The sequence below is a fragment of the Stenotrophomonas panacihumi genome, from assembly GCF_001431645.1.
Classification (GTDB): domain Bacteria; phylum Pseudomonadota; class Gammaproteobacteria; order Xanthomonadales; family Xanthomonadaceae; genus Stenotrophomonas_A; species Stenotrophomonas_A panacihumi.
The window spans coordinates 1-16,212 of sequence record NZ_LLXU01000120.1; the positions used below are offsets into that span (position 1 = coordinate 1).

The following is a 16,212-nucleotide window of genomic DNA, read 5'->3' on the forward strand; positions in this document are numbered from 1 at the left end:
AGGAAGGCGGGCATGGGCGGGGGCGGGCTCATTCGCGGCGCAGGCGGCGCTGCGCCAGCAGCAAGCATAGCGCCGCGATCACCAGCGGCACCGCCACATGCGCCCACGCCGCGCCCTGCGCCTGCAAGCCCACGGCCATGCGCGCCAACTGCCCGAGGTGCCACGCCGGCCACAGCGGCGCCAGCGTGGAGAACACCGGCGGCAGCACCGACAGCGGCATCCACAGCCCCGAGAGCAGCGACATCGGCAGGTACACCAGGTTCACCACGGCCGGCGCGGCGCTGGCCGGGGCGAAGCTGCCGACCAGCAGGCCAATGGCGCAGAACGGCAAGGCGGCGAACACGCCGACCGCCAGCAGCGCGCACGCCTGCATCGGCGCGAGCTGCACGCCGCCGAACAGGCCGCCCGCGATGATCAGCAGCGTGGCGATGGTCGCGGCGAACACCATCGCCATCGCCACGCGCGCCACCAGCCAGGCCGCGGGCGGCGCGGGCAGCGCGCGCTTGAGCGTGAGCAGGCCGCGCTCGCGGTCCAGCGCCAGGCCGATGCCGAAACCGAACAGCCCCGGCGCCATCGCGCCGAACACGGTGTAGCTGGCCAGCAGCGGCACGGACGCCTGCCCGTGGCCCAGCAGCACGCCGAACATCAAATAGAACACCAGCGGGAACGCCAGCGAGGGCACCACGAAGGCCGGGGTGCGCAGCACGCGCAACAGCTCGCAGCGCGCTTCGGCCAGGTAGATCGGCCACTGCGGTGCGTGGATGGATGAAGAGTTCATGCGGCCTCCGCTTCGCGGGTGAGATCGAGGAACGCGTCGGCGAGGCCGGCGCGACGAACTTCCAAGGCGCTCAACGCGGGGTCGGCCGCCAGCAGCCGCGCGACCACGCCTTCGGCCGGCTCGGCCTGGATTTCCAGGCCGGCCGCGTGCGCGGCCACCGCCTGCACGCCGGGCCAGCCGGCGACCTCGCCGGCGTCCAGCACGGTGCGGCAGCGCACCGTGGTGCGCGCGACGCGGCTGCGGATCTCGTCGATGCCGCCCTCGGCCACCACCGTGCCTTCGCGCATCACGATGACGCGGTCGGCCAGCGCTTCGGCTTCTTCCAGGTAATGCGTGGTCAGCAGGACGCCGCAGCCTTCGGCGACCATCTCGCGAATGGAGCGCCACAGCCGCTGGCGCGCCTCGATGTCCAGCCCGGTGGTGGGCTCGTCGAGGAACAGCAGGCGCGGGCGCCCGCAGATCGCCAGCGCGAACTGCACGCGGCGCTGCTGCCCGCCGGAGAGCTGGCCGTAGCGCCGGTCGAAGATGTCCTCCAGCCCGGCCAGCGCGACGCAGTCGGCGATGCTGCGCGGCGCGGGGTAATAGCGGCGGGTGAGGTCGAGCAGTTCGCGCACGCGCAGCATGTCCGGCAGGCCGCAGGCCTGCAGCATCACGCCGACGTCGCGGCGGGCGCGGCGGTCTTCGGCGGCGGCGCCGGAGAGCAGCGCCTGCCCGGCATCGGGCCGCAGCAGCCCGAGCAACAGGCCGATGCTGGTGCTCTTGCCGGCGCCATTGCCGCCGAGCAGGGCCACGACCTGCCCGGCCTCGACCGCCAGGTCGATGCCGCGCAGCGCATGGCGCGGGCCGAAATGCTTGTGCGCGCCGCGCAGGCAGGCCAGGGGCGCGGGAAAAGCGAGGGACATGACCGGCTCCGGTGGGTGGACGCCGCCAGCGTCGGGCCGCGCGCGCCGCGGCGGCAGTCACCGCTGTCAGGCATCGTCGGTGACAGCTGTCACTGGCCGGCGCGCGGCCGTGGGATCATGCTGCGCCCCGTCCCGTCGCAGCCCAGCCGGCATGAAGTGACTTCCGGCAACTTGCACCGGGGCGTCGCGGCGGTCACATTCCGTCCCATTCCACGTCACGTGTACATGATGAACACCTCTGCTGATCTGCTGAAGGAACTCAAGATCGACCGCAAGGCGCCCGCCGGGCGCGAGCCGCCCCCGTCGCGGCGCGGGTTGTGGATGGGCCTGGGCGTGCTGGTGGTGCTGCTGTTGCTGGCCGGCGGCGCGTGGGCGCTGTTCGGCGGCAAGCCGCCGGTGGAAGTGCGCACCGCGCCGGTGGTGGCGATTACCGCCGGCGGCAGCAGCGCCTCGGTGCTCGATGCCTCCGGCTACGTGGTGGCGCGGCGCATGGCCACGGTCTCGGCCAAGATCACCGGCAAGGTGCGCGAGGTGAAGATCGAGGAAGGCATGCGCGTGGAGGAGGGCCAGGTGATGGCCACCCTGGACCCCATCGACGCCGACGCCGCGCGCGACCTCGCCGATTCGCAGGTTTCCGCCGCGCGCAGCCAGGTGGAGAACGTCTCGGCGCAGCTCAAGCGCGCCGAAGCCGACGCGGTGCGCCTGCAGACCCTGGTCGACCAGCAGCTGGTCTCGCGCTCGCAGTACGACGAGGCGGTGGCGCTGCGCGACGGCCTGCGCGCGCAGCTGCAGACCGCCCAGCGCAACGTCAAGGTGGCCAGCAACAACCTCTCCATCTCCGACCTGGGCGTGGACAACACCATCGTGCGCGCGCCGTTTGGCGGCGTGGTCACCGCCAAGGCCGCGCAGCCGGGCGAGATCGTCTCGCCGCTGGCAACCGGCGGCTTCACCCGCACCGGCATCGGCACCATCGTGGACATGGAATCGCTGGAAGTCGAAGTGGAAGTGGGCGAGGCCTACATCGGCCGCGTGCAGCCGAAGATGCCGGTGGAGATCGTGCTCAACGCCTATCCGGACTGGAAGATTCCCGGCGAGGTCATCGCCATCATCCCCACCGCCGACCGCGGCAAGGCCACGGTCAAGGTGCGCGTGGCGATGAAGGTGAAGGACCCGCGCATCGTCCCGGAAATGGGCGTGCGGGTGAGCTTCCTGGAAGAAGCCAAGCCGGCGCAGGCGCAGCAGCCGCAGGGCGTGCGCGTCCCCGGCGGCGCGCTGGTCGAACGCGAGGGCGCCACCGTGGCCTTCGTGGTCGGCGAAGAGAACCGCGTCGCCGTGCAGCCGGTGAAGACCGGCATCGCCATGGGCGATGACCGCCAGGTCCTGTCCGGCCTCACCGCCGGCGATACCGTCGTGCTCGACCCGCCGCCCGCGCTCAAGGACGGCGACAAGGTCACCCTCGCCGGCGCGCAAGCCGAGTAAAACGCCACGCCCGCCGCCACCGTTCGTCGCTTTCGCATCGTTCGTCGCTGTCGCTTTCGCGTTGCCACAAGTCGCTGGTTTTGCCGTTACCCCGATCGCGGTCGCGCCGGGCCGGTGCGCGCTGTCGAAACGGCGCCGCGCCGGACGTCGCTGGCGTAAGGAACCGCGCCGTCCAACGAACCACCCTGCATCCGCCGCATTCATAGAGGAAAGCCCATGTCCGCCCTGGTTACCCTGCGCAATGTCACCAAGACCTATCAACGCGGCCCGGAGAAAGTGCAGGTGCTGCACGGGATCGACCTGGAGATCGAGCGCGGCGATTTCGTCGCGCTGATGGGCCCCTCCGGCTCGGGCAAGACCACCCTGCTCAACCTGATCGGCGGCCTCGACAGCCCCACGGGCGGCGAGATCGAGATCGAGGGCGAGCGCATCGACCGCCTGAGCGGCGGCCAGCTCGCCAGCTGGCGCAGCCACCACGTCGGCTTCGTGTTCCAGTTCTACAACCTGATGCCGATGCTCAACGCGCAGAAGAACGTCGAGCTGCCGCTGTTGCTCACCCACCTGGGCGCGGCGCAGCGCAAGCGCAACGCGGAAATCGCGCTGACCCTGGTCGGCCTGGCCGACCGCGCCAGCCACCGGCCGAACGAGCTCTCCGGCGGCCAGCAGCAGCGCGTGGCGATCGCCCGCGCGATCGTCTCCGACCCGACCTTCCTGATCTGCGACGAACCGACGGGCGACCTGGACCGCCACAACGCCGAGGAGATCCTCAAGCTGCTGCAGCAGCTCAACCGCGAGCACGGCAAGACCATCATCATGGTCACCCACGACCCGAAGGCGGCCGAATACGCCACCCACACCATCCACCTGGACAAGGGCGAGCTGGCCGATGCCCCGGCCGCGCACTGATCGGGGGATGCCATGAAATATCTTTCGCTCGTATGGGCGCAGCTGTTCCGCAGCAAGACGCGGACGATGCTGACGCTGTTCTCGGTGGTGGTCGCCTTCCTCCTGTTCGGCCTGCTCGACTCGGTGCGCGTGGCGTTCACCTCCGGCGGCTCGGTGGAAGGCGCCAACCGCCTGGTGGTGGCCTCGCGGCTGTCGATCACCCAATCCCTGCCGGTGCGGCTGGAACCGCAGATCCGCAGCATCCCCGGCGTGCGTGACGTCACCTACGCGATGTGGTTCGGCGGCATCTACCGCGACCCGAAGGACTTCTTCCCGAACTTCTCGGTGGCGCCGAACTTCTTCGACGTCTACACCGAGTACGACGTGCCGGCGGACCAGCTCAAGGCGTTCCAGAACACCCGCACCGGCGCGGCCGTGGGCGAGGCGCTGGCCAAGAAGTTCGGCTGGAAGGTGGGCGACACGATCCCACTGCAGGCGACCATCTTCCCGCGTGGCGGCAGCAACGACTGGCCGCTGGAGCTGAAGCTGATCTTCCGCGCCAAGGACCGCGCCAACGTGCAGGCCGAAAACCAGTTGATGATGAACTGGAAGTACTTCGACGAGTCCAACGACTACATCAAGAGCCAGGTCAGCTGGTACACGGTGAAGCTGGCCAACGCCGACCAGGCCTCGCGCGTGGCGCAGGCCATCGACGCGCTCTCGGCCAACTCCGACCACGAGACCAAGACGCAGACCGAATCGGCGTTCCAGCAGGCCTTCATCAAGCAGTTCGCCGATATCGGGCTGATCGTCACCTCGATCATGGGCGCGGTGTTCTTCACCCTGGTGCTGCTCACCGGCAACACGATGGCGCAGGCGGTGCGCGAGCGCATCCCGGAACTGGCCACGCTCAAGACGCTGGGCTTCAAGGACGGCACGGTGCTGGCGCTGGTGATGTTCGAATCGGTGCTGCTGGTGGTGCTGGGCGGGCTGCTCGGCATGGGCCTGGCCTCGCTGGCGATCCCCGGCCTGGCCAAGGCCTCCGGCGGCGCGCTGCCGGTGCATTTCGTGCCGGCGCAGACGTGGGTGATCGGCCTGGTGCTGATGGTCGGCATCGGCGTGGTGGTGGGACTGCTGCCGGCGTTGCGCGCGCAGCGGCTGAAGATCGTCGACGCGCTGGCCGGACGCTGAGGAGCACACGCACATGAAGAAGCAATGGATGTGGAACCTGCTGTCGATCGTGCTGCTGGCCATCGCGCTGGTGGTGTGGATCGTGCTGCCGTGGTTCGCGGTGCTCGGCGTGGCCGTGGTCATCGCGCTGTGGCTGCTGCTCACGCGCACCGGCCGGCTGTCGCTGGCGGCCGCGCGCATCGGCATCGCCAGCCTGCCGCAGCGCTGGGGCGCGACTTCGGTGATCGTGGTCGGCATTGCCGGCGTGGTCGGCGTACTGGTGGCGATGCTGGCGATGGGCCGCGGCTTCCAGGCCACGCTCGACAGCACCGGTGACGACACCACCGCCATCGTGCTGCGCGGCGGTTCGCAGGCCGAGACCAACTCGGTGATCATGCGCGACCAGGTGCCGCTGATCGCCAGCCTGCCCGGCGTGGCGCGCGGCGCGGACAACCGTCCGCTGGTGTCGCCGGAGCTGTCGCAGGTGGTGAACCTGGTCTCCAAGGCCGACGGCACCGACGTCAACGCGCAGTTCCGCGGCGTCGGCGAGCAGGCGTGGACGGTGCACGACAAGGTCAAGATCATCGAAGGACGGCAGTTCAAGCCGGGCCTGCGCGAGATCGTGGTCGGCAAGGGCGCGCAGTCGCAGTTCCGCGGGCTGGAGGTGGGCAAGTCGCTCAACCTCGGCAACCAGGCGTGGACGGTCGTGGGCGTGTTCACCAGCGGCGACGCGCATGACTCGGAAATGTGGACCGACACCGAGACCCTGGCCAGTACCTACAACCGGCGCGCGTACCAGTCGATCAGCGTGCGCACCACCGGCGCCGACGGCTACAGCCAGTTCAAGACCGCGATGGCGGCCGATCCGCGGCTGAAGCTCGATGTCTCCACCACCCGCGAGTACTACCGCAAGCAGGGCGGCAACCTGAGCAAGGTGCTGGAAGTGCTGGGCAAGTTCATCGGCACGATCATGGCGTTCGGCGCGGTGTTCGGCGCGCTCAACACCATGTACGCGGCGGTCGCCACGCGGGCGCGCGAGATCGCCACGATGCGCGCGATCGGCTTCCGCGGCCTGCCGGTGGTGGTGGCGGTGATGCTGGAGACGATGCTGCTGGCCCTGCTGGGCGGCGTGCTGGGCGGCTTGATCGCCTGGGCGATCTTCAACGGCTACAGCGTCTCCACACTGGGCAGCAATTTCAGCCAGGTGGTGTTCCAGTTCCGCGTCTCGCCCGAGCTGCTGTGGACCGGCCTGAAGTGGGCGCTGGGCATCGGCCTGGTCGGCGGCCTGTTCCCGGCCCTGCGCGCGGCGCGCCTGCCGATCACCGTGGCGCTGCGCGAGGTCTGACGGCCCGCACCTGCCCCGCGCCCCTGTCCGGGCGCGGGGTGAAGGCGGCGCCGACCTCGCCCAACCGTTCCCAACGGTCACATGGTTGTCATGCAAGCGCGGTAGAAGCCGCCCCGCGACGACGCTAGGCTGCGGCTTCTGTTGTTCCCTTCGGAATGCCCCCACCATGTCGCGCCCGTTCTTCGTGGCCGGCCTGCTGGCCCTGCTTTGCGCGTGGCTGGCCGGCACCGGCTGCTCCTCCACCTCGCTCAGCTCCCGCCTGGTCGCGCCCGGCGGCGCCTCGCCGCTGCTCGGCATGCTGGATTCGCAGGCCCTGCTCGCGCAGATCCCGAACCGCAGTGGCACCCTGCCCGGCCGCGACGACGTGCCGATCTTCTGGCGCGCGTTCGAGCCAGGCGACTACGGCTTCAAGTACCACTTCAGCCGCAGCCTCAACACCGGCGGCTTCACCCGCAACGCCTTCAAGTTCGATCTCAAGCCGCACCTGGCCGCGCAGCCGCGGGTGGCGCCGCGCGGCACGGTGATCCTGCTGCACGGCTGGATGATGGATGGCAACTCGCTGCTGCCGTGGTCGCTCACGCTGGCGCAGGCGGGCTATCGCACCATCGCGCTGGACCTGCGCAACCACGGGCAGTCCGGCAGCGGGTTGTCCGGCTACGGCACGCGCGAATCGGACGACGTGGTGCGCGTGATCGGCGAGCTGCGCGAACGCGGCGAAATCACCGGGCCGCTGTACCTGTTCGGCGTCTCCTACGGCGCGGCCACCGCGCTGTTCACCGCCGACAAACTGGGCGACCAGGTCGCCGGCGTGGTGGCGGTGGAATCCTTCGCCAACGCCGGGCGCGGCATCCGCGACATGATTCCGCACATGCTCGCCGAAAGCCCGCAGGGCTGGCAGGCGCGCGCGGTGTCCGGCTACATGCGCTGGCGCTATGGCCACCAGAACCTGGACCAGGTGATCGCCGCCGCCGACCAGCAGCTGGGCCTGGACCTGGACAAGCTCGACGTCGCCCCGGCGGTGATGGATGCACGCGCCTGCGTGCTGTTGCTGCATGGAGATGCCGACCACCACATCCCGGTGGCGCATGGCCGCCGGCTGGCGACCTCGGCGCCGCGCGCGCACTACCTGGAATTGCACGACGAGGACCACCTGAGCCTGCCGATGCGGCTGGACCTGCTGGCCCCGATGGTGGAGGAATGGTTCGAGGCCAACCCGTCCCCGCAGGCACAGTGCCCGGCGCCGCTGCAGCTGCCGGCGGGCGGGGAGATCCGCGCCTCGCTCAATCCGGCCTATCCAACCAGCCGAGGCTGACGGCTGCCGCGAGGTCGGCGGGGGTGTCGATGTCCAGCGCCAGGTCGGGGGCGGGCACATGGCCGAAGGCGCGCGCCGGATCGCGGGCGATCGTGCGCAGGCCTTCGTCGCCGGCAAAGCGCGCCTGCCGCCAGTCCTCGGCCGCGACCACCGCCGGCAGGCCACGCACGCCGGCATAGGCGCTGAAGGCGCCACCGGCGGGCGCGTGTTCGGCGGCGTCGAGCAACTGGGCCAGGTGCGATACGCCCAGCGCGGGTTGGTCGCATCCGAGCACCAGCACGCGACGGTAGCCGGCCTCGCCCAACGTGGCCTGCAGCCGCGCGAGGCTCGCGCCCAGGCCTTGCGGCCAATCGGCAACTTCCACGATCTCCACCGCGATGCCCTGTAGCTCTCCGCGCAGATGCGCGGCCTCGGCCCCGAGCGCCACGAGCACGCGGCTCGCCCCGCTGGCATGCGCCAGCCGCGCGCTTCGCCGCAGCAGCGTTTCGCCGTCGCGCCGCAGCAGCTGCTTGGGCCGGCCCAGGCGGGTGCTGCCGCCCGCGGCCAGCACCACGGCGACGAAGCCCATGCTCATGCGGGTGCGTCCGCCTCGTCGCGCCAGCGCTGCAGCTGCGCGGCGATGCTCAGTGCGATCGCCTGCGGCCCCTCGCCGCCCAGCGCCAGGCCGACCGGCGAATGCAGCCGCGGCAGCAACGCCTCGCGCTGCGCGGGCGAGAGCAGCTGGAACAGGTCCTGCTGGCGTCGGCGCGGGCCGAGCAGGCCGATGAAGGGCACCGGGTGAGTGACCAGGGCATCGAGGGTTTCGCGGTCGAGCTCGAAGTGGTGGTGCATCACCAGCGCCGCATCGGCCTGCAGGCCAGCGGCCAGCGCCTGCGAGGGCGTGGCCTCGATGGGGTGGTCGGCCAACGCGCCTTGGCCGCGCCAGCGCGGCCGCTTCTCCACCAGCGTGGTGATCCAGCCCAGCTCGCGCAGCCACGGCAGCAGCGTCGCGCTTTCCGGGCCGGCACCGAACAGCACCACCGAAGGTGGCGGGGCAATGTGCACTGCCAGCGATGCGGGCCGCTCGCCGCCGAACGGCAACGACCATGCGCGCGAGTGGCTGCCGACCCGCGCCTCGATGTGGCCTCGTTCGTCCAACCGCAGGTGCAGCCCACCCTCGCGCGCCAGCCAGCCACGCGCGAGCGCATCCCAGCCTGGCATCAGCGGCAATGGCAACAGCGCCAGGTGCAGGCGCCCACGGCAGCCTACCGCCGCGCCGGAGAGCAGGTCCTCGTCGCCGCGTGTGTCGATCTCCATCCATGCGGCTTCTCCGCCCTGCAACGCGGCGTCGGCGCGCAAGGCGATATCCGCTTCCAGGCAGCCGCCGCTGAGCCAGCCCTGGCGCACGTCCTCGCCGCCGAACAGCGCCAACGCGCCGGGTTTGACGTAGGTCGAGCCTTCGGTGGCGAACACCACCGCCAGCGTGGCGGGTTGCCCGGTGGCCGCGGCCGCCAGGCTGGCTTGAAGGGCATGTCGTGCAGCCGTCATCGGGGAAGCGTCCCCTCTCGCTATGCGCCAGCCGCCAGACTAACGCGCGGCCTGCATGCGCGGCGTGCGCGTGTCCCTAGGCGGCGGCGCGCCGGCGCGACTGCCACAGGCCTTCGCCGAGGAACAGCGCCAGGCCGATCCAGATGGCGCAGAAGCCCAGCGCCCGCTGCGGGTCGAACACTTCGTGGAAGACCCACACGCCGAGCAGCAGCTGCAACGTCGGCGCGATGTACTGCAGGATGCCGACCAGCGAGAGCGGGATGCGCCGCACGCCGTAGGCGAAGGCGATCAGCGGGACCGCGGTGACCACGCCGCCGAACGCCAGCAGCAGGTCGTCGCGCAGCGACCAGCCCTGCAGGAAGCCACCGCCGTGGCCCTGCTCGCTCCACAGCACGAAGCCGAGCGCGGGCAGGAACAGGTACAGGCTCTCCACGCCCAGGCCGGCCACCGCATCGACGGCGACGATCTTGCGCAGCAGCCCGTACAGCCCGAACGACAGCGCCAGGCCCAGCGCGATCCACGGCGGCGCCCCGGCCGACCAGGTGAGCCAGGCCACGCCCAGCGCCGCGCAGCCCACCGCCAGCCACTGCAGGGTACGCAGGCGTTCCTTGAGCACCACCACGCCCAGCAGCACGCTCACCAGCGGGTTGATGTAGTAACCCAGGCTGCTTTCGATGACGTGGCCGGCGTTGATCGCCCAGATGTACAGGCCCCAGTTGAAGCCGATCGACACCCCGCTCAGCGCCAGCAGCCCGAGCGCGCGCGGCTGCGCGGCGATGCGGCGCAGCCAGTCCAGCCGCGTGGTGAGCAGCAGCCAGCCGACCACCAGCAGCGTGCTCCACACGATGCGGTGGGCAATGATCAACGGCGAAGGCACCGCCTTGAGCAGGTGCCAATAGACCGGGAACAGGCCCCAGATGACGAAGGCGCCCGCGGTGATCGCCACGCCCTGGCGGCGCTGGCGCAGTGCGGTATCGGTCATGGCGGTCACTTGCGCGCGCGCGACAGGGTGACCACCACCACGCCGGCAAGGATCACCGCCATCGCGCCGAGGTCGCTGGCGCCGAAGCGCTCATGGCCCAGCCAGGCGCCCAGCGCCACCGCGATCACCGGGTTCACGTAGGCATAGCTGCCGGCCAGCGCCGGGCGCACGTGGTGCAGCAGCCAGACGTAGGCGGTGAAGGCGACGATCGAACCGAACACGCACAGGTAGGCGACCGCCAGCAGGCCCTGCCGGGTGGGCAGCGCATGCGGGCGTTCGCCGATGAGCAGGCCGGCGAGGAAGATCAGCACGCCGCCGCAAATCATCTGCCCGGCGGCGGTCATGAACGGCGACGGCAGGTCGCGGCCGCGCGACCAGATCGAACCGAAGGCCCAGCCAAGCGGGGCGATTAGCAGCAACACCAGGCCGGTGGGCGTGGCGGTCAGGCTGCTGCCGGCATTGAGCCAGACCACGCCGAGGAAGCCGATCACGATGCCCAGCCACTCGCCCCGGCTGGCGTGCTGGCCGCGCAATGCCGAGAACAAGGCCATCCACAGCGGCACCGAGGCGACCGCGGTGGCGGCCAGACCGGAGGACACGTCGCGTTCGGCCAGCACCACCATGCCGTTGCCGAGCAGCAGCAGCGTGGCGCCCATCATCGCGATGTTCGGCCACTGCGCGCGCGTGGGCGCGGGCACGCCGCGCCAGCGCAGCACCGCGTACATCAGCGTGCCGGCGATGATGAAGCGCCCGCCGGAGACCATCGTCAGGGGCAGCGCGCCGCCCTCCAGCGCGAGCCGGATGCCCAGGTAGGTCGAGCCCCAGACGAGGTAGACGATCAGCAGGGCGAGGACGACGAAGCCGCTGCGCGCGCCATGCGCGCCAGCGTCGGCGGGGGAGGACATGCGAACCCGTGGGAAGGCCGGAAAGGAGGGAAATTCTAGTCCTTTTCCCCGGCCTTACAGCGCGCGCGGTGGAACGACGCGCGACGCCGTTGCAACGCTGCCGCGCTCAGCGGCGCGCGGCGGCGCTGCGCTCGCGGGCGTCCTTGAACTCGCTACCCTCGCCCCATGCCGGCCAGGTGCGGCCATTGGCCAGTTCCAGGCCCAGGTCGTGGACCAGCTGGGTATCGGCGGCATGGCCGCGCGCGTCCCACTGGGCGGTCCAGCGGTCACAGGGCTGGTGGTAGCAATCGCGGAAGTACGCATCGCGCAGGGCCTTGCCCGCCGCCACGCCGCCTTCCACGCGGTCCAGGCCGGGGCCGATGGTGATCGCCGGCACGCCGACGCGGGCGAAGGCGAAGTGGTCGGCGCGGTAGAAGAAGCCGGCTTCCAGGTTCGGATCCGGGCTGTACTGGCGGCCATGGGCTTCGGCCACGCGCTTGAGGTCGCCCTCCAGCGAGACGCGGCCCAGGCCCCAGGAGGCGATGTCGCGGGTCGGGCCGTCGGGGCTGAACATCTCCATGTTCAACACGGCCACGGTGCGGTCCAGCGGCGCCAGCGGGTGGGCGGCGTAGTAGCTGGCGCCGAGCAGGCCCTTCTCCTCGGCGGTGAGCGCGATGAACAGCAGGCTGCGCTGCGGGCGCGGGCCGGCCGCGAAGGCGCGGGCCAGTTCAAGCACGCTGGCCACGCCGGTGGCGTTGTCCACGGCGCCATGGCGGATGCGGTCGCCGTCCTTGTCCGGCTCGCCGATGCCGAAGGCATCCCAGTGCGCGGAGAAGATCACCGTTTCGTCCGCATGCGTGGTGCCCGGCAGGCGCGCGACCACGTTGTGGGTGACCACGCGCTCGCGCTTGAGTTTGAACTGCGCGCTCAGGCGCGCGTCGCCCAGCGGCACCGGGCGGAAATCGGCCTGCATGGCCTGGCGCTTGAGTGCGTCGAAATCCAGCCCGGCGTCGCGGAAGATCGCCACCGCCTGCTCGCGCTGCAGCCAGCCGCGCAGCGGCGTGTGCATCGCGCGGGCCTGCGCGTCGTCGCGCTCGATGTCGAACAGCGGCGACAGGCCGGAGCTGCGCACGGTGTTCCAGCCGTAGGCGGCCGGCGCGGCCTCATGGACGATCAGCACGCCGGTGGCGCCGCGGCGCGCGGCTTCCTCGAACTTGTAGGTCCAGCGGCCGTAGTAGGTGACCGCCTTGCCATCGAACGCGCCCGGGGTGGGGGCTTCGAAGTCGGCATCGTTGATCAGCATGACGGCGACCTTGCCCTTCAGGTCGACGCCCTTGTAGTCGTCCCAGTGGCGCTCCGGCGCGCTGATGCCGTAGCCGACGAACACCAGCGGCGCGTCCTTCACCGCCACTTCGGTGCCGGGACGCAGGCTCTGCAGGGTGATGTCCTCGCCGTTGCGCAGCGCGCGGGTCTTGCCGCCCTGCTGCAGGCTGGCCTCGACCGGGCCCTCCACCGACACGCGCACCAGCGGCACCGCCTGCGTCCAGCCACCGGCGTCGCCACCGGGCTGCAGGCCGGCCTGCTTGAACTGCGCGCTGAGGTAATCCAGCGTGCGCTGCTCGCCGGCGGTGGCCGGCGCGCGGCCTTCGTACGCGTCCGAGGCCAGCACCTGCACGTGGCGCGAAAGTGCCTCGGCATCGATCTGCGTGGCCGCATCGTTCGCCGCGTGGGCGACGCCTCCGACGAACAGGCAGGCGGAGAGCAGCAGGATGCGCATCGGATTCACGGCAGTGGCTTTCTTGGACGGGGGACGCACAGTGTAGTGCGCGCGACGCCCCGCGCCGAGCGTCATCAGGCCGCGCGGCGTGCGCGATCGAGCCAGCTGGCCAGGCCCTGTGCATTGAGCTCTATGTCCATCGCCAGCACGCGCGTCACCGCCTCGTCGTCGAGCGGGATGCCGTGCGCGTGCGCGCGTTCGAGGTACAACTCGGTGAGCGCGGCGACCAGGCAGCGGTGGCGGTCGGGGCGTTCGTCGCAACTGCGCGCCAGCGCGGCCATCGCGTCGATCTGCTCGATGAGCGCGCGGCCCAGCGCCTCGGGCGGCGCCACGCGGCCGTAGTGCGTGAGGTACATCGCCTCGGGGTCGTAGGACAGCAGGCGTTCGATGGACGCGCGCATGGCCTCGGGCTCGAACTGCACCGGCGAGGAGGTCGGCACGATGAAGGGCCCCTGCGCCGAATCGAGTTCGCGATAGGACAGGCCGAAGGTATCGCCGGTGAACCAGCTGCGGCTGCGCGCATCCCACACGCACAGGTGGTGGCGGGCGTGGCCGGGCGTGTCGAGCGTGAGCAAGGGGCGGCCAGCCAGCGAGATGCTGCCGCCGTCCTCGGCGATGACCACGCGCGCTTCCGGCACCGGCAGCACTTCGCCATAGCTGCGCGCGATCTCCTCGGCGCCATAGACCTCGGTGGCGCCGGCGAGCAGCCGCGCGGGGTCGATCATGTGCGGCGCGCCGCGCGGGTGCACCAGCAGCTTCGCGTTGGGCAGGTGCTGGATCAGCGCGCCGGCACCGCCGGCGTGGTCGAGATGGACGTGGGTGAGGACCAGCCAGTCCACGTCCCCGGGTGCGAGGCCCGCGGCCGGCAATGCGGCCAGCATCGCCGGCACGGCGAGCGCGGTGCCGCAATCGATGAAGGCGCCGCGCCCCTGCTCGACGAGCAGGTAGGCGGCATCGAAATCCGGCCGCTGGAAGCCGGTGTCGAGCGTATGGATGCCGTGGTCGGCCATCTGGCGTCCTGTGGGGTCGCTGGATGGCGCCATTCTAGGCGGTATGGGCGCGGGCTGCGGATGCGGCTTTCGTCGCAGGGAACTCAGCCTGCCTCGCGCAGCGCCTGCAGCGCTTCCAGCACCGCATCGGTCTCCGCTTCCAGCTTGAACAGCGGCGACTCCAGCGCATCGGCCGCGGCCGCCTGCTTGAGCACGGCGATCGTCTGCCCCGCCTCGCGCGGCGAATCGAAGCCCTCGCTCTGGATGAGCAGCACGCCGGCGTCGTCGGTCAGCTTGAAGTAGAAGCGGCCATCCGCCTCGCGGTACTGCTTGAACACCGGCAACGCGGCCTTGGCCTTCTTCTGCTTGCCTTCCTCGCCGCCCTGCGCGGAAAGATCGCGCAGGCCCACGGCATGGCGCAGCTCGGCCAGGAACGGCTTGGCGAACTGCTCGCGCAAACGCTCGCCGCCGCGGCGCAGCGTGGCCTCGATCGCGGCCGGGTCGGCCATCAAGGCCTCGTAGCGCTCGCGCAGCGGCGCGATTTCCGCATCGATGCGCTCGAACAGCTGCTGCTTGGCATCGCCCCAGGAGATGCCGTCGGCGAAGGCCTGGGCGAACGCGGCGGTTTCCCCGGCGCTGGCGAAGGCCTGGTAGAGCTGGAACAGCGCCGAGCCTTCGGTGGTCTTCGGCTCGCCGGGCGCACGCGAATCAGTGAGGATCGAGAACACCAGCCGGCGCAGTTCCTCTCGCTTGGCGAACAGCGGGATGGTGTTGTCGTAGGACTTGCTCATCTTGCGGCCGTCCAGGCCCGGCAGCGTGGCGACCTGCTCGTCGATCAGCGCTTCGGGCAGCACGAAGAACTCGCGACCGTAGACATGGTTGAAGCGCTGCGCGAAATCGCGCGCCATCTCGATGTGCTGCACCTGGTCGCGGCCCACCGGCACCTGCTTCGCATTGAAGATCAGGATGTCGGCCGCCATCAGCACCGGGTACATGAACAGCCCGGCGGTGATGCCGGCATCGGCGTCCTCGCCCTCGGCGGTGTTCTTGTCCACCGCGGCCTTGTAGGCGTGCGCGCGGTTGAGGATGCCCTTGCCGGCGATGCAGGTCAGGAACCAGTTGAGTTCGTTGATCTCCGGGATGTCGCTCTGCCGGTAGAACCACACCTTGTCCGGATCCAGGCCGCAGGCCAGCCAGGTGGCGGCGATCTCCAGCGTCGAGCGCTGGGTGCGCCCCGGGTCCTGGGCCTTGATGAGGCTGTGCAGGTCGGCCAGGAAATAGAAGCTCTCCACGTCGGTGGCGCGGCTGGCCGCGATCGCCGGGCGCACGGCGCCGACGTAGTTGCCCAGGTGGGGCGTGCCCGAAGTGGTGATGCCGGTGAGGACGCGGGTGGTCATGTGGGGATTGGCCAGGGGAACGAGATACCCCGCCAGTTTAACCGCAGGCCCGGATTCCCATCGCCACATGCGGGCCGGAAAGCCGGGTTCCGGGCATGGAAAAGGCGGGCTGCCGGAGCAGCCCGCCTCTGGAACAACGCCGGGCGCAAGCCCCGCGCCGGACTCAGTAGTCCTTGTATTCCTTGCGCAGCGCGTCGTCGAAGTCCTTGACCTCTTTCTCCGCGCGGTCGCGATCCCAGCCATAGCGTTCCTGCAGCTTGCCGGAGAGGTACTGCGCGTTGCCCTCGGCGACGTCGAAATCGTCGTCGGTGAGGTCGCCCCACTTCGCCTGCATCTTGCCCTTCAGCTGGGTCCACTTGCCGGAGATGATGTCTTTGTTCATGGCGCACTCCTGTGTGTCGTTGTCGTCGATGAACGGCCCACCGGCCGCGTGCGATCAGATTCGCGGGAGCGGCGTTGGCATCAGGTCAACCGGCGTCAAGGGCTTCCTCATCGCCATGAACAATTCAATGCGAAGGTGAAGCGCGCGCAAAAATCTTCGCGCAAAAGAAAAGCGGGCCGAAGCCCGCTTCTCCCCCTCCCACGCGTCGACTTACTTCGCCGCGTCCTGCACCTTCTCACCGGCCTTCTGCACGTCCTTGCCGGCGCCAGCCACGGTGTTGCAGCCGGACAGCACGGCCATGGAGAACATGCCCAGGACCAGCAGGGTCATCACTCGCTTCATTGCTTCTCTCCTCGGTTGGATGGCGACGTCACCGTCGCGCTTGCATCGGTTGGTATGCGTT

Annotated in this window: 16 protein-coding genes; 5 read left to right on the plus strand and 11 right to left on the minus strand. The window is 70.4% G+C overall.

What is annotated here, in order from left to right; all coding sequences use genetic code 11:
* Window positions 1-28: 28 nt before the first annotated feature.
* Together ARC20_RS15150 and ARC20_RS15155 are read right to left on the minus strand one after the other, a co-directional pair.
* Entirely contained in the window at window positions 29-778 is a 750-nt protein-coding gene (locus ARC20_RS15150) for an ABC transporter permease (protein WP_057648593.1), read from the minus strand.
* The gene (locus ARC20_RS15155; protein ID WP_057648594.1) at window positions 775-1,680 is read right to left on the minus strand and encodes an ABC transporter ATP-binding protein; all 906 of its coding nucleotides are present in this window, start codon (window positions 1,678-1,680) and stop codon (window positions 775-777) included. Before ARC20_RS15155 ends, ARC20_RS15150 begins: the two co-directional genes overlap by 4 nt.
* Before the next feature lie 228 nt (window positions 1,681-1,908).
* On the opposite strand from ARC20_RS15155, the gene ARC20_RS15160 reads away from it, so the two are divergent.
* From ARC20_RS15160 to ARC20_RS15180, 5 genes are all read left to right on the plus strand, one after another.
* Complete coding sequence (locus tag ARC20_RS15160; RefSeq protein WP_057648714.1) at window positions 1,909-3,159, plus strand: efflux RND transporter periplasmic adaptor subunit; 1,251 nt, start codon at window positions 1,909-1,911, stop codon at window positions 3,157-3,159.
* 216 nt (window positions 3,160-3,375) lie between these two features.
* Complete coding sequence (locus ARC20_RS15165; RefSeq protein WP_057648596.1) at window positions 3,376-4,065, plus strand: ABC transporter ATP-binding protein; 690 nt, start codon at window positions 3,376-3,378, stop codon at window positions 4,063-4,065.
* Between the two features lie 12 nt (window positions 4,066-4,077).
* Window positions 4,078-5,235: an ABC transporter permease gene (locus ARC20_RS15170; RefSeq protein WP_057648598.1), complete on the plus strand. Its 1,158-nt coding sequence runs from the start codon at window positions 4,078-4,080 to the stop codon at window positions 5,233-5,235.
* Between the two features lie 13 nt (window positions 5,236-5,248).
* The gene (locus ARC20_RS15175; RefSeq protein ID WP_057648600.1) at window positions 5,249-6,559 is read left to right on the plus strand and encodes an ABC transporter permease; all 1,311 of its coding nucleotides are present in this window, start codon (window positions 5,249-5,251) and stop codon (window positions 6,557-6,559) included.
* Window positions 6,560-6,743: 184 nt separating this feature from the next.
* Window positions 6,744-7,871, plus strand: a complete 1,128-nt coding sequence (locus tag ARC20_RS15180; protein ID WP_181360146.1) for an alpha/beta hydrolase family protein — start codon at window positions 6,744-6,746, stop codon at window positions 7,869-7,871.
* Here the strand turns inward: ARC20_RS15180 and ARC20_RS15185 are convergent.
* The 9 genes from ARC20_RS15185 to ARC20_RS15225 all read right to left on the minus strand — a co-directional run bounded on the left by ARC20_RS15185 (window position 7,840) and on the right by ARC20_RS15225 (window position 16,151).
* Window positions 7,840-8,445, minus strand: a complete 606-nt coding sequence (locus tag ARC20_RS15185) for a nucleotidyltransferase family protein (protein WP_057648603.1) — start codon at window positions 8,443-8,445, stop codon at window positions 7,840-7,842. The genes ARC20_RS15180 and ARC20_RS15185 overlap by 32 nt on opposite strands.
* Window positions 8,442-9,398 (minus strand): XdhC family protein, encoded by a 957-nt coding sequence (locus tag ARC20_RS15190; protein WP_081418224.1) that lies wholly within the window; start codon window positions 9,396-9,398, stop codon window positions 8,442-8,444. The genes ARC20_RS15185 and ARC20_RS15190 overlap by 4 nt, the downstream gene beginning before the upstream one ends.
* Before the next feature lie 76 nt (window positions 9,399-9,474).
* Window positions 9,475-10,380 (minus strand): EamA family transporter RarD, encoded by a 906-nt coding sequence (gene rarD / locus ARC20_RS15195; RefSeq protein WP_057648605.1) that lies wholly within the window; start codon window positions 10,378-10,380, stop codon window positions 9,475-9,477.
* Between the two features lie 5 nt (window positions 10,381-10,385).
* Window positions 10,386-11,285 (minus strand): drug/metabolite exporter YedA, encoded by a 900-nt coding sequence (gene yedA / locus ARC20_RS15200; protein WP_057648607.1) that lies wholly within the window; start codon window positions 11,283-11,285, stop codon window positions 10,386-10,388.
* 106 nt (window positions 11,286-11,391) lie between these two features.
* A complete protein-coding gene (locus ARC20_RS15205) occupies window positions 11,392-13,041 on the minus strand; it encodes a M28 family metallopeptidase (RefSeq protein WP_057648609.1) in 1,650 nt (549 codons plus the stop codon).
* 74 nt (window positions 13,042-13,115) lie between these two features.
* Entirely contained in the window at window positions 13,116-14,051 is a 936-nt protein-coding gene (locus ARC20_RS15210) for an MBL fold metallo-hydrolase (protein ID WP_057648611.1), read from the minus strand.
* 83 nt (window positions 14,052-14,134) lie between these two features.
* The gene (locus ARC20_RS15215) at window positions 14,135-15,427 is read right to left on the minus strand and encodes a tryptophan--tRNA ligase (RefSeq protein WP_057648613.1); all 1,293 of its coding nucleotides are present in this window, start codon (window positions 15,425-15,427) and stop codon (window positions 14,135-14,137) included.
* A gap of 163 nt (window positions 15,428-15,590) precedes the next feature.
* Window positions 15,591-15,809 carry a CsbD family protein gene (locus ARC20_RS15220; protein ID WP_057648615.1) on the minus strand — a complete coding sequence of 73 codons (219 nt, stop codon included), beginning with the start codon at window positions 15,807-15,809 and terminating at the stop codon, window positions 15,591-15,593.
* A 210-nt stretch (window positions 15,810-16,019) separates the two neighbouring features.
* Entirely contained in the window at window positions 16,020-16,151 is a 132-nt protein-coding gene (locus tag ARC20_RS15225; protein WP_057648617.1) for an entericidin A/B family lipoprotein, read from the minus strand.
* Window positions 16,152-16,212 lie beyond the last annotated feature (61 nt).